Genomic DNA, 21,283 nt, shown 5'->3' with positions numbered 1-21,283 from the left:
TTCCGCTATCTTTCTGGTCCTAGCAGATTCATAGCTTGTATTCCAATCTATTTAATGTTAAGGCACTTAGCTCCAAATCCATGCTCAGTGATTGAGCGACTAGAAGTTGGTATAATTATAGGTTCGATAGGTAGCTTTGGTATTGCCTTTTATCAGTTTATTATTCTAAATATGGTTAGAGTGGATGGTTTTATCTTTAGCATCAACTTTGGGTACCTCTCATGTTCATTGCTCTTCCTAGCATTCTCCTTACTGAGTGATTCTAAACATAAAAACTGGCTTTATATATCTATGATATTATCACTGTTTTCTATAATTTCTACTAATGCAAGAGGTTCAATCTTTTCTGTTCCTATAATTCTAATCGCTTCTGTAGTGTATTTGTATCACACTATACACCTCAAAATAGTTGCTCTTGTTTCTCTATCAATAATTCTTGGTTTTGTATGTCTTTATTTTCTTTCTGGAAACTTTAAAGAAAGAATAAATTTCACAAAACACGAGTTCTCCAACATTGCATCAGGAAATATTGAAAAAGCAGTATCATCCGGTGGACGACTACAGTTGTGGAAGTCTGCCACAGAGGCTTTCAAAGCCAGTCCATTAATAGGTTCTACTTACTCTAAACGCGAATGCATTATTAAAAAATTACACTCTAAAGGTGACGTAACCAGTTGGACAGAGGGAGTTGCTAGGGGGCATGCACATAGTCAATATTTCGAAATGCTCGCGAGTAATGGACTTCTTGGAGTGATTGCAATTTCTTTAATATTATTTGCTCCTTCCATTTATTTCTTCAAAAAGCGTAAACAAGTTAACAATAAAATAGCCTATGTGGGTTTCCTATTTGTTATAGGTTTCATAGTTTATGGCTTAACGGAGGTACCACTACAAGCTAATTTAATTAGTTCCTATTATGCCTTTATCGTAGTTACTCTTGTATCCCTGCAAGAAAATATGGTATTCCGATACAGAGAAAATAATGGAAAACAAAAAAATTAAGTTCTTAGTTATTGGACCTTCATGGGTCGGTGATATGGTCATGTCCCAAAGCCTTTATAAGAGGTTACTTAACTTATATCCACACGCTGTTATTGATGTGTTAGCACCTGTATGGTCTAAACCGATTCTTAAAAGAATGCCTGAAGTTAATTGCTCTATAGATATGCCAATTAAACATGGTAAGTTTGATCTAGTACAACGTTGGCAAATTGGCAGATCATTGGCAGGAAAAAATTATACACATGCGATAATACAACCAAATTCAGCAAAATCAGCTCTAATCCCTCTATTTGCGGGGATAAAACAGCGTACAGGTTGGAAGGGTGAAATGAGATATGGCTTGTTAAATGACCTACGCCCTAATCAAAGAATATTTCAATATATGGTCGAGCAATACGTTGCTTTAGCACATAAGAAAGAAGCAATGTTACATGAAGTAAGCATCATAAACATTGAGGCTCCAAGACTACTGATTGATAAAACTACCCAACGTATTACTAAGACTCGTTTGCTCTTATCAAAAGAGAAACCAGTCGTGGGGTTATGTCCAGGCGCCGAGTTCGGTTCATCTAAACAGTGGCCAGATCAAACCTATGCAGAAGTAGCATCCACGCTTATTCAAAGAGGTAATCAAGTTTGGATGTTTGGATCATCCAACGATGAGTCAGTTTGCGCTGATATTTTTAATGCATTGCCAATAGAACAAAAACCTTACTGTATTAACCTTGCAGGTAAAACTTCCTTAGTTGAAGCCGTTGATTTACTAGCTGAATGCCATACAGTCATTTCTAATGACTCGGGTTTGATGCATGTTGCAGCAGCTGTTGGTTGTAATATTATTGCAATATACGGATCAAGTTCTCCCAGTTATACACCTCCACTGAGTAATAAGATTCGAATCTTGAGTATTGAGATGGAATGTCGCCCCTGTTTTAAGAGAGAATGCCCACTTAACCACCTAATGTGCTTAAAAAAGCTAACACCTAGTTTAGTACTGTCTGCATATGACTCACTTCTATTACCATAAACATACAGGTCATGTATTCAATAGATTTTTCTTCCTATAAGTTGACGTTAGATGTCGTTTTGCCCGCAAACAAAACAGTTAAAAAGCATGGTATCGGCGTTGGTGAAAACCAACGCTATCGTTGCTAATTATGTTATCGAACCTTCCAGCTTGGATATACATACAGGGCTTATCAGGCGGGGATAAAAGAGTAAATTCTTGAACTTGCTATGAATAATTCTGGTATTCGTGATTTCTCTCAAATGGTAAATATTTGCATTAATGTGGTTGTCATAGTTTTAAAAAACTTACATAACATTCTTTAACACTATTTCATCTTGATGTAAGGGATGTTGTGCTTATCTGCAAAGTAATTGAAAAAATTATTGTTCACGCCCTCTGGTGTTGTAGAAGAACGATATTAAATTTACTTTTCAATCGGTTATCCATATTTAATGTTGCATTTTTGTGTACGGACGGTTTCAATGTATACGATATCTTTCCCGAGAATAAAAATATTGTTGGCAAGCTCTATACATAACACATTGATAGGAAAAATTTAACCCTCCGTATACGCTCAAAACGACTTAACTGGAAAATGATTGGATACTCAAAATCAACGGAAATGCACGACAAAGTGATCGGTATATTCATTGAATGAGAGTATTACTTTAAACCATAATTCCCTTAATCTGAGCTGTGCATAAAAAATGAATGAAATTTCCAAGTCGTGATCTGATCGTTTAAAAGAACTATTGACTGCATCAGGACTTGAGCATGAATAACTTAGACGCTGTTTTCGTCGATGTCGCTGACTTATACTAGACTTTCCTCCCTGCATGGGAGGAACACCTAATTTTTTCGGTTTCAAACAAAGAAATAACTCTTTTCGCCTCTCATGTTAGCGAAGGGATGATGATGGTAATAATTTTTCATCAATTGGAATATCTAGTCTTCAAAACCTATTAGATCCACTTTGTTTGTCTCTGCCTCACCAACGAATTTTCTAAATTAATCAACTCTACGAGAATGCTCAAGCTCATGCAAAGTGTTATGGTTCCTCTTTGCTCTTACCTCACTCACCGTCAGGCAAGGTTGATAGGGATTACCTTCGTTGATTCATCCAAGTTACAGGTTTATCACAACCTCCGCATTTTCAAAGATTAGGTTTTTAGAGATACCGAAAGCGAGGAGAAGGCATGATGGGGTGGTTCTACGGCTTCAAATTATACCTTATTATCAATGATCAAGGTGGCATTATCTTAGTCAAAGTGACGACAGATAACGTGGATGATAGGAAGCTTGTTCTGGAAGTTACTGATAAACTTTGGGGGTGTTTATACGGAGACAAAGGTTATATCTCTGGGCCATTGGAATGGAAACTCACAGATAAGGGAATGACACTTATAACGGGTATGAAAAAGAATATGAAACCTAAAGTGATGAAATTTTGGGATCGCCTGATCTTCCAAAAATGATTTATTATTAAAACCGTTTTTGACCAACTAGAAAATATATCCCAAATTGAGCATTCTCGGCACCGTAGTTATATTAGCTTTATGATCAACCCGCTGGCGGGGCTCCTCGCGTATTCATTTCAACTAAAGAAGCTGAGTATCAAGATAACTCGGCTTGATAAGTAAGCGCTTATGCAGATCTGAGGTTAACTCATATCATCTATACTGATGACAACAAGTAGATAAAGCTTGTCATCTCTACGGACTTTATAATTTACAATTAAAACCATTGGCCAAAATATAGACATGCTGCCGTTTACTTATGTAGCGTTTGTGCCACTGGTCATATTATGCAGCCCACTGCGACGTAAGTTAAAAAACACTATTTGCTGATAAACCATTAACTTGCTCACCCAAGAATGATTTCAGCTCTGGCTGCCAGCCCGTCGAGATCTCCTACAGATAGAGTTAGGGGATAAACTCTTCTATATTTTTGGTTTGCTTGAAGTAATGCAACGTTATCCAGCAGGGTTTGAACTTCGCCTTCTATAAGCTTGTAGCAATAACTGCTATTTTCCTTGTTTCAGCAGTTTATTAACCGAGTTTTTAGTTTATGTAGTTCGGTAACCTTATGACTATTGTTCATGCAGGGTATTCTTGTTTGGTTGTTGATTTGGCGAAATCAATTAACAGGTGATACCTCATTCTTTTTTATCCATACACCAGAAATCACTATAGCTTACATATCCATCCATGAGTGATTTTTCTCACTTGTTTTTGGTGGAGGGCGTCAATGAATACTAGGGTTTCATCCTTGGTGCAGTGGATGTTGGACTCATCATAGTGACAGATGAAAGTCCATTTTTTTCTACGGCAAATTTGCTGGGGACACCTTTTTATTTATTGGACACATTCTCCTTTTTTCAGGTTCTCGTTTCTCAGATTTGTCATAGTTTTTGAGGTAGTGGAGGACGGTCGTTTCATGGATGCGAAGAGTTTGAAAAGCGTCATAGTATTTCAAACTTCTGATACGATCAGTATCGTTTTTCTGCTGGCAGAGAATTCAACCATCACGTGTTTTAACCTATTTGGTTTAGAGTGTTTGTTTTTGCTTCTTGGTTAGAATCACTTTAATAGTGTGTACTTTTATCCTTATTTTATTGAAAATTAAGCAGTTCCAATGACCATGCGTCTATATTATACAAAATATGTCTGATTTACTAGCGAAGAGATGTCTGATTAAATCATGTAGGATTACATACCAAGATTTAAGATCTGAAAATTTATTTTTTTACCTTCATCAGTGTAAATAATTTATTTTTCCACAAGCCATGATCTGATATATATGCTTATCATGAGCAATTATGTACAATTAACCCATTGATAGTAGGTGTAATATTGTTAAAAATTGAAAGTTTATGACAGATAACCTTCAGCGTTTAAAATAAGTATTAACAATCTTATCCACAGGATGAATGCTGTTTATGAAAATCGTTAGTTAACAAAATCTGCTAGTCGTGGCATCCTTTACCTTCTCTCATTTTTCGGTTAGTAAGATCGTTATGGCGATAAATTCTAAAACCCCATTGATTTTGATTGATGGCTCCTCCTATCTATATCGAGCGTACCACGCTTTTCCCAACCTAACTAATGCGAAAGGTGAGCCGACAGGTGCTGTATACGGAGTAGTAAATATGCTACGTAGCTTAGTTAAACAGTATCCGGAATCCAATATTGCAGTAATTTTCGATGCTAAAGGCAAGACGTTCCGTAATGATATGTATTCGGAATACAAGGCACATCGTCCACGGATGCCCGATGATCTCCGTGGTCAAATATCAGCGTTGCACCAGATCATTAAGGCCATGGGGTTTCCAATTATGGTAATCAAAGGGGTAGAAGCTGATGATGTGATTGGTACTCTGTCTTCTCAGGGATCTTCTGCCGGAATGTCGATCCTTATTAGTACGGGTGATAAGGATATGACACAACTGGTAGATGAAAACGTTACACTGATCAATACCATGACCAATATCACCATGACTCCACAAAGTGTTTATAATAAATACGGCTTTGTTCCTAGATATATCATCGACTACTTAGCGTTGATGGGGGATAAAGTTGACAATATTCCTGGAGTACCTGGAGTGGGAAATAAAACGGCTAGGGCGATGATTTCAGGCATTGGCGACCTTAATATGTTGTACGAGAACCTGAATACAATTTCAAACCTTGGATTTCATGGATCGAAAACTATGGCCAAAAGGCTGGAAGATCATAGAGAAAGTGCCTTCCTTTCATACTCACTTGCAACGATTAAAATCGACTGTGAGTTACCATCTGGTCCTGAAGGGTTGATCAATATTGATCCGGATAATCCTAAGTTAGTAAAGCTCTTCACGGAACTCAATTTCAAACGTTGGTTGGCATAAGTAAAAAATAGCAAAGATAGATGTTGGGTCAGTTGAGGATCTCAATTTAGTTGCAATTAGTATTCAAGCAAAAAAGATAGTTTGATGGCAATGCCCATCTGTATTATAGAATGAAGATCGTAAAATGACGGTGGCTATCAACCATTTTTTGTGTTCATGTTTATCAAACAATATTTACAATATAATATGATGCAACTCGGAGTTAGGCCATATGTCGTGTTATATGTTCTTCAATCACATATTGGAATGCGGAACCATATTTTTCCCATTTACGGAGTCCGATACCATTAACGGTCAACATCTCACTTTGAGACGTAGGGAACCTTTCCGCCATTTCAATTAGGGTTTTGTCGTTAAACACCACGTAAGGTGGAATTTCTTCTTTTTCTGCAATGGATTTTCGCAAGCGACGTAATTTAGCAAATAGTTTCTTATCGTAATTAGGTTTCCCGAGTGTGTCCGTTTTGATAAATGGTGACAATCCCAACCTTGGTACTGCTAATTCCAACACAATCTGATTACGTAACAACGGACGGGCTTTTTCTGTCAATTGTAGCACTGAACTATGCATGATGTTTTGCACTAGATACCCATGGTGAATAAGCTGACGAAAGATACTGATCCAATATTCATGACTGTTGTTTTTACCCAATCCATAGGTACTGAGTTTTTCGTGGCCGTGATCTTTGATGCGTTGAGTTTTTATACCTCGTAGCACTTCGATCACGTAACTGATTCCGAAACTTTGATTGACACGATAAACGCAGGAGATCGCCTTTTGTGCTTGCGAGGTGCAGTCAAACAAGGGAGGAGGATCAAGACAAATATCACAGTTACCGCAAGTCTTATTGCTGTATTCACCAAAGTAAGTTAGCAATACCAAACGGCGGCATATCAATGCCTCTGCAAACGCGCTCATAGCATTTAGCTTGTGGTTTTCAACCAACTTTTGTTGACAATCTGGTTTTTTATCTAAACATTTGTATAACCAACCTATGTCAGATGAGTGATAAAACATAACAGCCTCGGCAAACAAGCCATCACGGCCAGCGCGACCTGTTTCCTGATAGTAGGATTCAATATTCCGGGGAATATCGAAATGCACTACAAATCGAATATTAGGTTTATTTATCCCCATTCCAAATGCAACCGTAGCCACCACCACTTCAATATCATCATGCTGGAAAGCTTCATGCACCCCCGTGCGTTGTTCGTTACTCATACCGGCGTGATAGCCTGAAGCACGAATATTTTGATCGCATAAGTGCTGTGAGACTTGCTCCACCCGTTTGCGACTGTTGCAATACACAATCGCACTCTTCCCTGATTGGTTAGCAAGGAATTGAGTAATTTGTATTAACGGTTTGTGTTTAACCAGCAAAGAGTAACGAATGTTTGGGCGATCGAACCTACCAAGGTAGGTATTTGGCATGTCGAGAGCCAATCGATGGCAAATGTCTTGTCGTGTCGTATCATCGGCGGTTGCTGTCAACGCCATTACAGGCACATTAGGAAAATACAGTTTCATGTTGCCAAGTTGTGCATATTCAGGTCGGAAATCATGTCCCCACTGAGATACGCAGTGGGCTTCATCTACTGCAATCAATCCCAGAGTTATGGACTGTAGACGCTTTATGAAATCGTGTGTCAACATACGTTCTGGTGATATATATAGTAATTTTAGGTTGCCTTGACGTAGCTGTTTCCAGATGTTGTTCTTCTGGTCATATGTCATAGTTGAGTTAAGGTAGGCGGCTTGCACACCCTTATCTAGCAGTTGATCTACTTGATCTTTCATCAAAGAGATAAGTGGTGAAATGACGATCGATACCCCATTCAGCATCAACGCTGGCATTTGGTAGCATAGGCTTTTACCACCACCTGTAGGCATTATTACCATACAATCTAATCCTGCCATCACGGCATCAATGATCTCTTTTTGACCGTCACGATAGCTATGATAGCCAAAGACCCTATGCAGAACAGATAGCTTATCAGCGATTCCTGATGTTAACGTGGTCAAGTCAGTCGCGATCATATATGTATCCATTTTGAGAATTTGAATCTATTTCAAATACACCACGATAATGGTGAAAGCTTCTTAGGTGGTATATAACCTTTTTTAATCTATTTGTAAACGGAGGGTATTTAAAGACCCTGACAACTGAATTAATGTTAATGTGTAGTACTTGAGAGGATCACGGATCCTCTCATGATTCATCTAAACTTCAATAAGTTATCCGACTGATAAGCTGTTAATGTATATCAAAGCTGGAAGGTTCGGCAAAATGACAGGCAATGATAGTGTTGGTGTTCACCACGGCTGATACTATGGTTTTTAACCGTACTTGTGTGCGAGTACGTATAACATTTAACGTGAGTTATGTATGATCACTAAGCAAAAATAAGTATTCCATATGAAAATAATCCCATTGTCTCCTTACTTCATTTAACCCTTCCCTCAAAGATCAAGATCTGATGGAAGTAGTGCTTATCTGCAAAGTAGATGAGCAATGGTCTTTCACAGGTAACAAACATACCCATCGCTGGCTTTGGTATGCTTGGTAGCTTAATTGAAAAAATTTTTGCTTACGCATTTTGGTGTCGCAGATAGAGAGATATTCAATTTTCTTTTCAATCAGTTATTTATATTCAATGTTTTAGTTTGGTGCATGGAAGATTTCAATGTGTACGATATCTCTTCCCGACAATAAACACATTGTTGGCAAGCTTTATACACAACGCATGTAAGAGAGAAAATTTAACCCTCCGTAACACGCTTGAAACGACTCAACCGGAAAGCGATTGGATACTCAAAATCAACGGAAATGTACGACAAAGTGATTGGTATATTCATTGAACGTATGTGTTCCCTTGAAACTATAATAAACATATTGAATACATAACTCTGTCCATGGTTGTTTCTTAGATGCGCAGAGCTGGATAACTCGGTGTAGTGTCCTCCGCAAGCAGTACTCCTTTATATGCAGTCTCGATCTTGACTCTCATGTCTGGTATCATCGGCGTCGAGTGTTTGTTTTTATTTCTTGATTAAAGTTACTTTCATAGCACAGCGCATAGCTTGATTCTATTTTTATTAAAAAAGAATCATCTTCAATGCTTACTGGAATATTTTATATAAACACTAACTTATTAAAGGACATGGTCGGAAATAAGTTAGTGCGGAAATTGGAGGTATAATTCCGACCATTTTAAGCATTATTTCAGGGTTTGTGTGCCGTTGTCCATGGCTGTAATTTCCTCAGAAATTAATGGACTAATACATTGAACAAACGGCGATATTGTCTCGTTTATCGAATTTCTTTCTTCTTCGTTCATTTTCTTGTTTACCTCTGAAACCGAAAATTTAATATCATTCTTTCCTGATTCCTTAAAGTCGTCAACCTCAACTTCAATGTTTATATTATAAATACCGCTGGATAAAAGTTCAGAGCAGTCCTTTATTGAACTGTTGTGTTGTCCATGTCCCTGAGTGATAAAAGGAAGACTTAAGAGAAAGAACACTATTTTTTTCATACCATATATTCCATTAGAAAATTGCACATTAGTGTAAAAATAAACTTTATTTCCATATATTAAGCATAAAAATTATTAATTCTACACGATATAGACCTGCTCCATAATGGAGCTATGGTTTCCGAATTATAGCATAACTTAATGTAACAGATAAACATCTGAATTCAGATAATAACTACGATACTTATCGTTTAGCGTAGAGTCATATTTTCAATAAGTCGCTTTTCGTACAAAATATTCGATTTTTAATGGTAATTAACCTGAACTGCGCATAAGAAATGAACTAAATACCCAAGTCGCGATCTTATCGTTTCAAATAAACTATGGACTGCATCTAGACGTGGCTATGAATAACTTTGATGTTATTTTCGGTGATGTCGATGGCTTCTGCTAGACTTTTGTTCCTGCATGGGAAAAATACCTAATTTCTTACGGTATCAAACAAAGAAACAAACTTTCTCGCCTCTCAGTTAGCAAAGTTATGATGATAGTGATAGCTTTCCATCAATCTGGTTATTGAGACTTCAAAACTTATTACATCCACTTTGTGTGTCGCTACCTCACCAACTAATTTCCTGAATTAGCTAGGGAACTACATCTGAATTCTCCTCAATGGTAAGAATATTAACGACAGGTAACAGAGGAAGATAAATTAAATCTTTTAACTAGCTATAGAAAACACTAATTGAGCTATAAACATCTGTGATATTTTTTGACACATACAAATCGATCACAGTCAACTGTTGTATACAACTATAATACGAAGGTAGGAGCAAGCGCAAATGATGCGCTTTTATCCGTTAATTGTTGTAATTTTATCACATACATGTGTATTTCAGAGTTCACCACCTCAATAAATCAGAATTGATATTCAATGCTATGAACATTGACCAGAGGGACTCACATTGGCTAGAGTGACTCATTTGCAAATCCAATTTAGATGTAATGAAGTTACGAAATGGATGACTTATGAATGACAAGAACGATGTTCTAAAGAGTAACGTTAACATGCTTGGCCGCCTACTTGGAAATACTATCAGAAATGCCCACGGTGACGAATTGCTGGCCAAGGTAGAAGAGATCCGTAAACTCTCTAAATCTGCATCAGCTGGAAATGCTGACGATCATGATAATCTAATTGAGGTCCTTCAAAGTTTACCAAATGATCAGCTATTACCTGTGGCACATGCGTTTAGTCAATTCTTGAATCTGACCAACATAGCCGAGCAATACCACACTGTTTCACGTCATTGTGGAGAACTGGTTCGTAGCCCAGATGCGCTAGACAGTCTTTTCCAACGATTAAAGAGCAGCGATATCTCTCGAGTAGAGATAGAAAAAGCCATCACCGATCTAAAAATTGAACTAGTCCTCACTGCTCATCCTACCGAAATTGCACGTCGTACTACCATTCATAAACTAATCCAAATCAATCAGTGCCTATCTAAGTTGGAACTGGGTGATTTATCGCTCAGTGAGCGTAAAAAATCTGAGCTACGTCTTGAACAACTGATTGCACAAGCTTGGCATTCTGATGTCATACGGCAGAAACGTCCGACACCTCTGGATGAAGCAAAATGGGGTTATGCTGTTATTGAAAATAGCCTGTGGCAAGCGGTTCCTGAATTCTTACGTCAATTTGATCAGAAACTGAACAAGCACTTTGGTCAGTTTCTGCCAATTGATGTTTCCCCCATCCAGATATCTAGCTGGATGGGCGGAGACCGCGACGGCAATCCATTTGTGACTTCCACAGTAACCCGACAGGTACTGCTGTTATCACGCTGGAAAGCGGCCGATCTGTATCTGATCGACATCCAAGAACTAATCAACGAATTATCAATGACACGTTGTAATGACTTCGTACGCACCTTAGTGGGTGATGCACATGAACCTTATCGTGCACTCCTCAAATCATTACGTAAAACTCTCATTAATACCATTAATTACTTTGATGCACAAATGAAAGGTCAACGTGTCGACGAAAAAGATATTTTAACAAATGTGGATCAGCTGTGGACCAAGCTTCATGCATGCTATCAGTCACTGAATGAGTGTGGCATGAGCATAATTGCTGATGGTTTGTTGCTGGATACCATCCATCGAGTCCAATGTTTCGGTATTAACCTTATCAAGCTAGATATCCGCCAAGAAAGTTCACGTCATACCGAAGTATTATCAGAAATCACACATTGTCTTGGTATGGGTGATTACGGGCAATGGAGCGAGCAAGACAAACAAACCTTCCTTATTCGTGAACTTAGTTCTAAGCGTCCTTTACTACCGCGGGACTGGGTGCCTTCTCACGCAGTACAAGAAGTGCTAGATACTTGCCGTATTATTGCGCAGCAGCCACGTGAAGCATTCGGTGCATATGTTATATCAATGACACGTAGCGCTTCAGATGTGCTTGTCGTTCACCTACTACTTAAAGAAACAGGTTGTCCGTTCCGAATGGACGTGTGCCCACTATTTGAAACCGTAAAGGACTTGAATAATGCTAGGTCTGTAATCAGTCAACTACTTATTACCGATTGCTATCGTGGCTTTATCCAAAACTTTCAAATGGTCATGATTGGTTACTCAGACTCTGCTAAGGATGCAGGTGTGATGGCAGCAGGATGGGCACAATACAAAGCCATGGAAGCACTGGTATCCGTATGTGAAAGTGCAGGTGTTGACCTAGTTCTGTTCCATGGTCGTGGTGGTTCTATTGGCCGTGGTGGTGCGCCTGCGCATGCAGCGCTCCTATCTCAACCACCTAAAAGTTTGAAAAGTGGCCTGAGAGTCACCGAGCAGGGTGAAATGATTCGCTTTAAATTAGGACTTCCTGATGTGGCAACCAACAGCTTAAATCTTTATGCGAGTGCTATTTTAGAGGCCAATTTATTACCACCACCAGATCCAAAACAAGAGTGGCGAGATTTAATGGAAATACTGAGTGACGTCTCCTGTGAAGCGTATCGTGATGTGGTTCGTGGCCACAAAGACTTTGTCTCATATTTTCGCTCGGCAACACCTGAGTTGGAACTAGATAAACTTCCATTGGGGTCACGCCCGTCTAAACGTAATCCGGACGGTGGCGTTGAAAGCTTACGTGCGATACCTTGGATATTCGCATGGAGCCAGAACCGCTTACTGTTGCCAGCATGGCTTGGTGCAGGTCAAGCGATTCAATATTCAATTGACCACGGTTATTTGAAACATCTAGAGGATATGTGCAGGGAATGGCCTTTCTTTTCAACACGTTTAGGTATGCTTGAAATGGTTTACACAAAAACTAGTGTATCGGTTTCAAAATACTACGATAAAAAACTGGTTGACCAAAAGCTATGGCCGTTGGGCGAGCAACTCAGATCACGTTTGGTACAAGATATCAAAACTGTACTTATGGTGGAAAATAGCGCTCACCTAATGGAGCAGAATCCTTGGGGAGCAGAAGCCATCAGTTTACGTAACATCTACGTAGAACCCTTGAACATGCTTCAAGCGGAGCTTCTGTACCGAACTCGTTCCGTGAAAGGTGTGCATAAACAGTTAGATGATGCGCTCATGGTAACCATAGCAGGTATTGCAGCAGGCATGAGAAATACAGGATAAAGAACGTTATTATTATATGGGTCGCTAGGAGATGTGTCGACAGAGCCTCACCACGGAGCAAGCTTATAACAGTCCATTTACTGCATAAGGACTTTGGCATGAATAGTTTAGACGCTATTTTCGTCGATGTTGATGACTTCTGCCAGAATTTCCTCCCTGCATGGGCAAAACACCTGATTTTTCCGGTTTCAAACAAAGAAACGAACCTTCTCGCTTCTCAGTTAGCGAAGTGATGATGATAGTAATAGCTTTCCATCAATCTGGGTATCGAGACTTTAAAACTTATTACACCCACCTTGTTTGCCGCTACTGCACCAACGAATTTCCTGCATTAATCAGCTACACACGAATACTTAAGCTCATGCAGAGTGTTTTGGCTCCGCTTTGCTTTTACCTCACTCACCGTCAGGTAAGGCAGATAGGGATTGCCTTCGTTGATTCGTTTAAGATACAGGTTTACCACAACCTACAAATTCTCAGACATCAGGTTTTTAAAGGTAGCGCGAACCGCGGAAAAGGAACAATGTGGTGGTTCTACGACTTCAAATTACACCTTATTATCAATGACCAAGGTGCATTATCTCAGTCAAAGTGACGACGGCTAACGTGGATGATAAAAATCCTGTGTTGGAAATGGCTGAGGAGCTTTGGGGGTGTTTATAGGGAAATAAAGGTTATATCTCTGGTCCATTGGAGCGGGAGCTTGCGGAGAAGGGAGTCATACTAATAATGGGTGTGAGAAAGAATATGCAACCAAAAGTAATGCAACTGTGGGACAGCCTGATACTTCGGAATCGATTTATTATTAAACCTGTTTTTGACCAACTAAAAAACATATCCCAAATAGAGCATTCTCGGCATCGCCGTTGTATCAACTTTATGGCCAACTTGTTGGTGGGGCTTATCACGTATGCATTTTAACCAAAAAAGCCGAATATCGAATATCAAGATGACTAGGTTTGATAAGTAAGCACTTATGCAGATCTGAGGTTGATTATATTGTTTCCAGTTTTTGATATTAGGCTTAGCCTTTCCCTTCATCACTTCCCGCTTAATTTCATGGTGATCTGATTATAGGAATTGTGATTAGTTCAAATATTTGGGAAACAATTCCTAAACGTGTATCAATCCTGTATCCTAGATGAAATGAAACAGGTCAATGAGTTTCTGCACTAATCCGTATTCTCTATCAGTGCATTCATGGGGAGGTACAGGCTAACCAAAAAGTGTATATTGAGCAATTATCTACCTTTACGGATAAGGGTGTGGTAAGTCTTGGTGTTGGAGACGCATTGACCCTTGGCGGATAGTACATTTTCCCAAGGGCTTATCGAAGCTCAAGCTGACAAGATATTTGAGAGTGAAGATATGTAGTCTGTATGGACAAATAAATGGTCAAAAGATACGACGGCCAAGTCATGTGCTTGTTAAGCTGTAAGCTACTCACATAGCGTTGGTGTATGCTGATTGTTACCATCTTCTTCTTGCATCCGCTGAAAAGGCCAGTGATTTGGCTCATTAAATCTAGTTAGCACGATCCTTCTTTGTTCTAAGTTTGGTATAGGTTAAGAACTCAATGTTGCTTAGGGCGAATGAAGAGAAAAGGCGACTAAAGCCACTGCATAAAGTGGCTTTAGTATGACTAGGTAGGGATTAGCGAGTACCATATACCACAATGGTTTTACCGTGGGCAGAAATTAAGTTCTGCTCTTCTAGCATCTTCAGGATTCGCCCAACTGTTTCGCGGGAACAACCTACAATTTGTCCAATTTCTTGACGTGTGATCTTGATTTGCATACCGTCCGGGTGGGTCATTGCATCCGGTTGTTTTGCTAGATTTAATAGGGTCTGTGCGATACGCCCAGTAACATCTAGGAACGCCAAGTCACCAACTTTCTGGCTGGTTACCTGCAATCGAAGAGCCATTTGTGAAGATAGGCGCATCAGGATATCTGGGTTAACTTGGATCAGCTGTCGGAATTTCTTGAATGAGATTTCAGCGACTTCACATGGTGATTTAGCACGAACCCAAGCTGTACGCTCCTGATCTTCCTCGAAAAGACCCAATTCACCAATGAAGTCACCTTGATTGAGGTAGGAAAGAATCATCTCTTTGCCTTCTTCATCTTTAATTAGTACAGCCACAGACCCTTTAACTATGTAATACAGTGTTTCAGCTTTTTCCCCCGCGTGGATGAGGGTGCTTTTAGACGGGTATCTGTGGATATGGCAGTGTGAAAGGAACCATTCCAATGTAGGGTCTGTTTGAGGTTTTCCTGGAACCATATATCTCATTTCCTCTGCAGTTGTTACCTAGTGAGTAATATTTATACCACCGCTTGCGGTACACGTTTTTAGGACAGAATAAAGTTTCAATACTCAGGCTACAAGCTCCCTGTTTGAGTCATGGAGTTTATCCTTTTTCCTGTACGATTTCTTGATTTTGATATGGACTTCTCTACCAATTAAAGAATAAATCGTGGCTAAGATCACAATACTGCAAGTAAGTAGATGAATAAAATATCAGCAATCATTGAATGAAACGAGAAAAAGATTTCCTGAGGATCGTCACTTAAGCCCACCATCTTGTCATGGATGGGAATTGGAGGTATGAAGGATGTACCTAGCACTATTAAAATGGTGTCTATGATGGCTATAACTAACCTAAGCTATGCATAAGAAATGAACTAAATGCCAAAGTTACGATCTGATCGTTTAAAAAACTATCTCCTGCATAAGGATGTGAGCATAAATAACTTAGACGCTATTTTCATCGATGTCGACGACTACTGTCAGATTTTTCTCCCTGCATGGGAAAACACCTCATTTCTTTCGGTTTCAAACAAAGAAACAACCTTTCTTGCCTCTCTGTTAGCGAAGTGATGACTATAGTGATAGCTTTCCATCAATCGGGTTATCGAGACTTCAAAACCTATTACATCCACTTTGTTTGCCGCGACCTCACTCACCGTCAGGTAAGGCAGATAGGGATTGCCTTCGTTGATTCGTCCAAGCTACAGGTTTATCACAACTTACGCATTCTCAGACATCAGGTTTTTAAAGGTACCGAGAAGCGAGGAAAAGGAACGATGAGGCAGTTTTACTATTTCAATTTACACCTCATTATCAATAACCAAAGTAGCATTATCTCAGTCAAAGTGACGACGGTTAACGTGGATGATAAAAAGCCTCTGTCAGAAATGGCTGAAGAGCTTTGGGGTGTTTATACGGAGATAAAGGTTATATCTCAGGTTCATTTAAGCAAAAACTTGTAGACAAGGGAGTGATACTGATAACGGGTGTGAAAATAAATATGAAACCCAAAGTGATGAAATTTTGCGACCGTCTGATACTCCGGATACGATTTATTATTGAAACCGTTTTTGACCTACTAAAAAACATATCCCAAATCTAGCATTCTTAGCACCTTAGTTGTATCAGCTCTATGATTACTTTGCTGACGGGGTTCTTCGTGTATTCATTTTAACTTATAGAAGCCGATTATTAAGATTATTCAGCTTGATAAGTAATCGCTTATGCAGATCTGAGGTTAATTACAAAGAGTGAGTTTAGGGCAGATTTAATCAACAATGCCAGTAAAATTTGTAATGGTTTTTTAAAACAGTATGCAAAGAAAAGGACTGATTGTAAGAATGGTTACCGGTGAAAATATTACCCTATCTCAAGCAAAGGTATCTTTGATAAGAGTTCAGTTCTTAAACTTCTTAAATAACTTTTATTTAAGAAATTAATCGGTAATAACTGAGGATATCCTCACAGATATCTGTTCAACCCGTGGTGCAGGTAATCACCGCGTGGAATAGATAATCTACTTTTGAGCTTTTGCATCAATCTCGAATCACACTAAAATGCTATTTTGTTGCTGTAATACTTATGGTTTCTCCTCAAAAATAGGGGTATAAGACCCTCAGATTCAGGATGATCAGGAAGTCGAACTATACCTAAATAACTTGAAAAGGTTCCATTTAAGAGGTTACTAATGCGTTCAGTTCTAAGCAAATTTTCATAGGAATAATCAGTCTATTTCACAGAAATTTAACGATGAAATGTGCGAACTCACCCTCTTACGGAGGGTGAGTTCACCAGCGGTGTGCTCGGTGTTATCTCTTTTTGATGGAACTGAATCTTTACAAAATGATGTCTTAATTATGACATCGGTAAAGGTTGTTGAAACCTGCATCTTCTAGTTATTTTGGTATATTCTATAAATTAGATAAGAAGGATTCATGAGCTTTCTTTAAGGTCTTTGGCCTCCTTTGGTTATTTTGTTACTTTTACAATTTAAGAGGATAACATCGGTTTTATCTAATGATACGCGTCTAATGATACGAAAGTGGAGGGTTAGCTTATTTTTCCAGTATCAATCAATTGATGAATGAGTGGACGAATGATCAGTTCTATGACTCAACTCATCTTCCTACTAGGAACTATAAGGGTATTGTGGCGAAAAATGAAGGAGCCTATGAACCATAGAAAGCAAATACGGGAAGTCAACGTTTTTGACTCATCGTAAACGGATTACTAAAAATCTTTCGTCCAAGCTTGGTATAGCTTTGTCATTGAGCGGATTTTAGAGGTATCGACGAGTGGGTACTCGTTGGAAATTAATATGGGTTTGGCTAAACTGTGGTGTAATGTAATTGAGGTAATCTTCCATAGGAGAGCAAACGATAGAATCCACCACAGCTTCTCTGGAATATCCACGGTTACGGGTATTCCTAACGAACTTTTGAATCTATTCTAGGTTAATGATGGGAACCATCCCAATCAAGAGATCTACATGCTTGGTGACATTTATGTCACCATCGATCAATCCACCATGGAGTTCTTCATAGAACATCGTGTTCGTATTTTCCGCTAAATCCTGCCATCCTGTGAAGGTACTCGGAATCTGATTGTAAGGCACTGCTTTTATCAAAAGAGTGGAGATAGTAGCGAAACTTACCTATACCGTGCTCACCGTACTCTTGAAAGAAGGCCTCTAGGGTCGTAAAATCATTTGCGTGAGAGCCAAAATAGCTGAGTAATGACCCTGATCGCGTGCCTTTTGAATCTCACTGTCCACTTCCAAACGGGTAAAACGGTGGAAACTGTCACCTTCAATCCATGCTGAATTAATGTTCATTATATTAAACATTTTCCGGAAAGCGTCTGACGTTGTTGTTGTACTTACGCCAGATGAATCAGTGACTGCAATTATGGGATGTTTTGCAAACATAACGTATCCTAATAATTTTAATAAAGATGTCAAACAATTATCAGGGTGTTGAGACAAGGTCAAGTAGATGTTATTTGGTCAGTGATCGCCTCTATATGCTATCGACAGTTATGTATTCAATAAGTTGGATGGTTCGTCAGTATGATTTATAATCACTGAAAGAATTATTTTTAGACGGAAACCAACTTATTGAACACAGAACCATCGAGATAGTATTTGACCAACTAAAAAACACATTCCAAATCGAGTATAAGGCATAAAAGTGGTATGAGATTTAATAGTCAATCTGCTTTCTGGACTTGTTCCTTATGTGTTCCAATCAAAAAGAGCGAGTCTGAGAACCACTTGTCTTAACAAAGATAAATTTACACAGATCTGAGGATAGCTAATAATATATGGGGCAATTAAATTCCCATTATTTGTGAATATTTCTCAACGCACTGCTGGAAATATGCACGCATTTCCCCAACAGTTTGCGCTTGTGTTTGATTAAAGAGAAACTGTCTATTTTCTGTTCCCTTCTTTACTTGCCACACAGCAAAAGAAGCTTGCTTATCAATTTCAATTTTCTGTTTCTCGTCAGGGGGAAGTAGTACTAAATTCTGGTTCATTATCACTCTCATTCATATTTCAAGCTAATGGTAGCTGTTTGACAGCCACCAACCATATCGGAGGTACGCTTAATAATAAGTATTAACCTTAAATTTACACTAATTTGATATATAATTTAACTTCAGATCTGCATAAGTGCTTGCCTATCAAGCCTAGCCATCTTTATGCTAGGCTTCTTTGGTTGAAATGAATACGCGATAATCCCAGCCAGCAAGTTAAGCATAAAGCTGATACAACTAAGGTGCCGAGAATGTTCGATTTGGGATATGTTTTTTAGTTGGTCAAAAACGGTTTCAATAATAAATCGTATCCAGAGTATCAGACGGTCGCAAAATTTCATCACGTTGGGTTTCATATTTTTTTTCACACCCGTTATCAGTATCACTCCCTTGTCTGTAAGTTCTTGCTCAAATGGACCAGAGATATAACCTTTATCTCCGTATAAACACCCCCAAAGCCCATCATTCCTTTGTCTCGCTTCGAGGTGCCTTTAAAAATCTGATGTCTGAGAATGCGTAAGTTGTGATAAACCTGTAGCTTGGACGAATCAACGAAGGCAATCCCTATCTGCCTTACCTGATGGTGAGTGAGGTAGCGACAAACAAAGTGGATGTAATAGGTTTTGAAGTCTCGAGAACCCAATTGATGGAAAACTATCACTATAGTCATCACTTCGCTAACGGAGAGGCAAAAAGGCTTGTTTCTTTGTTTGACACCGGAAGAAATTAGGTATTTTCCCATGTAGGGAGTAAAATCTGGCAGAAGTCGTCGACATCGATGAAAATAGCGTCTAAGTTATTCATGCCCAAATCCTTATGCAGGCGATAGTTTTTTAAACGATCAGATCGCGATTTTAGCATTTAGTTCATTTCTTATGCGCAACTTAGGTTAATTTACCGATTAAAATTACTATTTCTACAAATTCTTTAAGATCTAGTAATGGTGTTGTTGATTAAATCAGGCCTGTAACGCACTGGTCTTAATCTTTTTTACAGTCTTAATTTGTCTGCCGCTGCACAGGCATACTGAGTTTTATAACTTTGTTTAATCGTTTTTATATTTGCCAGCGCTTCATCAACTTGAGCAGTGTAATTACGAAGAGTGAGTTTAGAGCAGGCAACTGTTTATAGCGAAACATTACTGTCTCTGCTAATGAGCGTTTATAATAACCCATGTCCTGTTTATACTTTGCCTGTTTGTCATATCTCAACGCCTTAACAGCTTCATGTTGATGATGCCCTTTCTTCCAGTATCCCGCGTTGCTTCGAGGTGAAATATTGGGGGTTATTCCTTTGTTTTTTAATACGTGGTGACATGCTCTTGTATCATAGGCTCCATTAGCACTGACTTGCTGTATCTTTTGTATTAAATGGGTTAAGAAATGTAGGTAAAAACTCATTATCATCCACTAACACTAGGCTAACTCCTACAGCAATAACCTCATGAGTATACACATCAACGGCAAGATGAAGTTTACACCAGATATGCCGATTCTCCTTCCCGTGTTTACGTGTTTTACATTCACTTTCTCTGTATACTTTTACGGCCTGTGGTATAAATAACGATGTAGGCAATAGCTCCTCAACTCGGCAAACTCTACTTAAACTTTTACGATCTTCAAACACTTACTAATGTAGGTGTATGTAGGAGATTCCAGCAGAATATTCATCAATGTAACAACCAAATTGAGAAAGCCTTTTAATTCCACGAAGTGGGAGTTTAAAAATACCTTTCACCATCAGTGCCGTTTCAATCGTGGTATCCAAAAAGTGACTAAGCCACAGTTTACTAGTGCTTGATTATATTGTTTCCAGTTACTGATCTTGTGCTTGGTTTTTCCCATCATCACTTCCCGCTTAACTACATGATGATCTGATTGTAGAAATTTCGACTAGTTCAGATATTTTGGAAACAACGGCAGTACCATGCAAAAAGAATATGTATACGATTAGGGTAAATAATGGTCGAGAGTTTGTTTATCCTTAATGGATATAGCAAAAGTTTTAGATATTAAAATTTATTTTACCACCTTTATTCTTCATGGGAACGAGGGATAAATGAGAATGCTAATGAGCTTTTGAGACAGTACATGAATAAGGGATCAATTATCGACCTAAGAAATGTTTAGGATTCAAGCAGCCTGCTGTTTCTTTTAAAGAAATGACATTAACAGTTTAATTGAGAAGTGTCACACTTCAGACTTGAATTCAGGTCTGTAAATCATGTGTTTTTCTCAAGTATGGTATCAACTGGATAAAAAGCATCGACATCTGCGAGAATAGAGTCTAACTTACTCATACTAAAGTATTTATGTTATTAATGAGAATATTTCAGAATTCAAAACTATCAGATTATGACTTGGCTGTTTAGCTTATTTTTTAGACGCAGCTTAAGTTAA

Annotated in this window: 11 protein-coding genes and 9 pseudogenes; 13 read left to right on the top strand and 7 right to left on the bottom strand. The window is 38.6% G+C overall.

The window, feature by feature from the left end:
- Positions 1 to 87 precede the first annotated feature (87 nt).
- The 6 genes and pseudogenes from BTN49_RS04430 to BTN49_RS04410 form a co-directional block, all read left to right on the top strand.
- Positions 88 to 1,002, top strand: a complete 915-nt coding sequence (locus tag BTN49_RS04430; RefSeq protein ID WP_158523612.1) for an O-antigen ligase family protein — start codon at positions 88 to 90, stop codon at positions 1,000 to 1,002.
- Positions 998 to 2,029 carry a lipopolysaccharide heptosyltransferase II gene (waaF, locus tag BTN49_RS04425; protein WP_097356298.1) on the top strand — a complete coding sequence of 344 codons (1,032 nt, stop codon included), beginning with the start codon at positions 998 to 1,000 and terminating at the stop codon, positions 2,027 to 2,029. Before BTN49_RS04430 ends, waaF begins: the two co-directional genes overlap by 5 nt.
- A 523-nt stretch (positions 2,030 to 2,552) precedes the next feature.
- Positions 2,553 to 2,669 (top strand): IS1 family transposase, encoded by a 117-nt coding sequence (locus BTN49_RS21950; RefSeq protein WP_423248251.1) that lies wholly within the window; start codon positions 2,553 to 2,555, stop codon positions 2,667 to 2,669.
- Positions 2,670 to 3,037: 368 nt separating this feature from the next.
- A complete protein-coding gene (locus BTN49_RS15120; protein ID WP_199399356.1) occupies positions 3,038 to 3,175 on the top strand; it encodes a hypothetical protein in 138 nt (45 codons plus the stop codon).
- 32 nt (positions 3,176 to 3,207) lie between these two features.
- Positions 3,208 to 3,651 (top strand): annotated as a pseudogene (locus BTN49_RS17380) (IS982 family transposase).
- 1,376 nt (positions 3,652 to 5,027) lie between these two features.
- A pseudogene (locus BTN49_RS04410) lies at positions 5,028 to 5,891 on the top strand (5'-3' exonuclease); the annotation flags it as partial.
- 208 nt (positions 5,892 to 6,099) lie between these two features.
- Here the strand turns inward: BTN49_RS04410 and recQ are convergent.
- Positions 6,100 to 7,935 (bottom strand): DNA helicase RecQ, encoded by a 1,836-nt coding sequence (gene recQ, locus BTN49_RS04405; RefSeq protein WP_097356175.1) that lies wholly within the window; start codon positions 7,933 to 7,935, stop codon positions 6,100 to 6,102.
- A gap of 440 nt (positions 7,936 to 8,375) precedes the next feature.
- Here recQ and BTN49_RS20380 point away from each other — a divergent pair, with 440 nt between their 5' ends.
- A complete protein-coding gene (locus BTN49_RS20380; protein ID WP_097356174.1) occupies positions 8,376 to 8,465 on the top strand; it encodes an IS1 family transposase in 90 nt (29 codons plus the stop codon).
- Between the two features lie 212 nt (positions 8,466 to 8,677).
- Positions 8,678 to 8,803 (top strand): IS1 family transposase, encoded by a 126-nt coding sequence (locus tag BTN49_RS04395; protein WP_097356173.1) that lies wholly within the window; start codon positions 8,678 to 8,680, stop codon positions 8,801 to 8,803.
- Between the two features lie 313 nt (positions 8,804 to 9,116).
- Here the strand turns inward: BTN49_RS04395 and BTN49_RS04390 are convergent, their stop codons facing one another.
- Entirely contained in the window at positions 9,117 to 9,434 is a 318-nt protein-coding gene (locus tag BTN49_RS04390; RefSeq protein WP_097356172.1) for a hypothetical protein, read from the bottom strand.
- A 346-nt stretch (positions 9,435 to 9,780) separates the two neighbouring features.
- Here BTN49_RS04390 and BTN49_RS21945 point away from each other — a divergent pair.
- The 3 genes and pseudogenes from BTN49_RS21945 to BTN49_RS21940 form a co-directional block, all read left to right on the top strand.
- Positions 9,781 to 9,951 (top strand): annotated as a pseudogene (locus BTN49_RS21945) (IS982 family transposase); the annotation flags it as partial.
- 452 nt (positions 9,952 to 10,403) lie between these two features.
- On the top strand, positions 10,404 to 13,034 hold the full coding sequence (gene ppc / locus BTN49_RS04385) for a phosphoenolpyruvate carboxylase (RefSeq protein ID WP_097356171.1): 2,631 nt from the start codon (positions 10,404 to 10,406) through the stop codon (positions 13,032 to 13,034).
- A 98-nt stretch (positions 13,035 to 13,132) separates the two neighbouring features.
- Positions 13,133 to 13,955 (top strand): annotated as a pseudogene (locus tag BTN49_RS21940) (IS982 family transposase).
- Positions 13,956 to 14,687: 732 nt separating this feature from the next.
- Here the strand turns inward: BTN49_RS21940 and crp are convergent.
- A complete protein-coding gene (gene crp / locus BTN49_RS04375) occupies positions 14,688 to 15,320 on the bottom strand; it encodes a cAMP-activated global transcriptional regulator CRP (RefSeq protein WP_097356170.1) in 633 nt (210 codons plus the stop codon).
- Between the two features lie 462 nt (positions 15,321 to 15,782).
- Here crp and BTN49_RS15095 point away from each other — a divergent pair.
- Positions 15,783 to 15,988, top strand: a pseudogene (locus tag BTN49_RS15095) (IS982 family transposase); the annotation flags it as partial.
- 3 nt (positions 15,989 to 15,991) lie between these two features.
- Positions 15,992 to 16,521, top strand: a pseudogene (locus tag BTN49_RS21935) (IS982 family transposase); the annotation flags it as partial.
- Between the two features lie 1,104 nt (positions 16,522 to 17,625).
- Here BTN49_RS21935 and BTN49_RS04365 read toward each other — a convergent pair.
- From BTN49_RS04365 to BTN49_RS04350, 4 genes and pseudogenes are all read right to left on the bottom strand, one after another.
- A pseudogene (locus BTN49_RS04365) lies at positions 17,626 to 18,273 on the bottom strand (phosphoribulokinase).
- 404 nt (positions 18,274 to 18,677) lie between these two features.
- Positions 18,678 to 18,884 (bottom strand): DUF3283 family protein, encoded by a 207-nt coding sequence (locus tag BTN49_RS04360; protein ID WP_097356169.1) that lies wholly within the window; start codon positions 18,882 to 18,884, stop codon positions 18,678 to 18,680.
- Positions 18,885 to 19,006: 122 nt separating this feature from the next.
- Positions 19,007 to 19,688 (bottom strand): annotated as a pseudogene (locus tag BTN49_RS21930) (transposase).
- A gap of 194 nt (positions 19,689 to 19,882) precedes the next feature.
- Positions 19,883 to 20,728: pseudogene (locus tag BTN49_RS04350) on the bottom strand (IS5 family transposase).
- Positions 20,729 to 21,283: the final 555 nt, after the last annotated feature.

It is taken from the genome of Candidatus Enterovibrio escicola, assembly GCF_002464935.1.
Classification (GTDB): domain Bacteria; phylum Pseudomonadota; class Gammaproteobacteria; order Enterobacterales; family Vibrionaceae; genus Enterovibrio; species Enterovibrio escicola.
The sequence above is the reverse complement of the archived record's forward strand: the minus strand, read 5'-3'. Positions and strand labels throughout refer to the sequence as shown.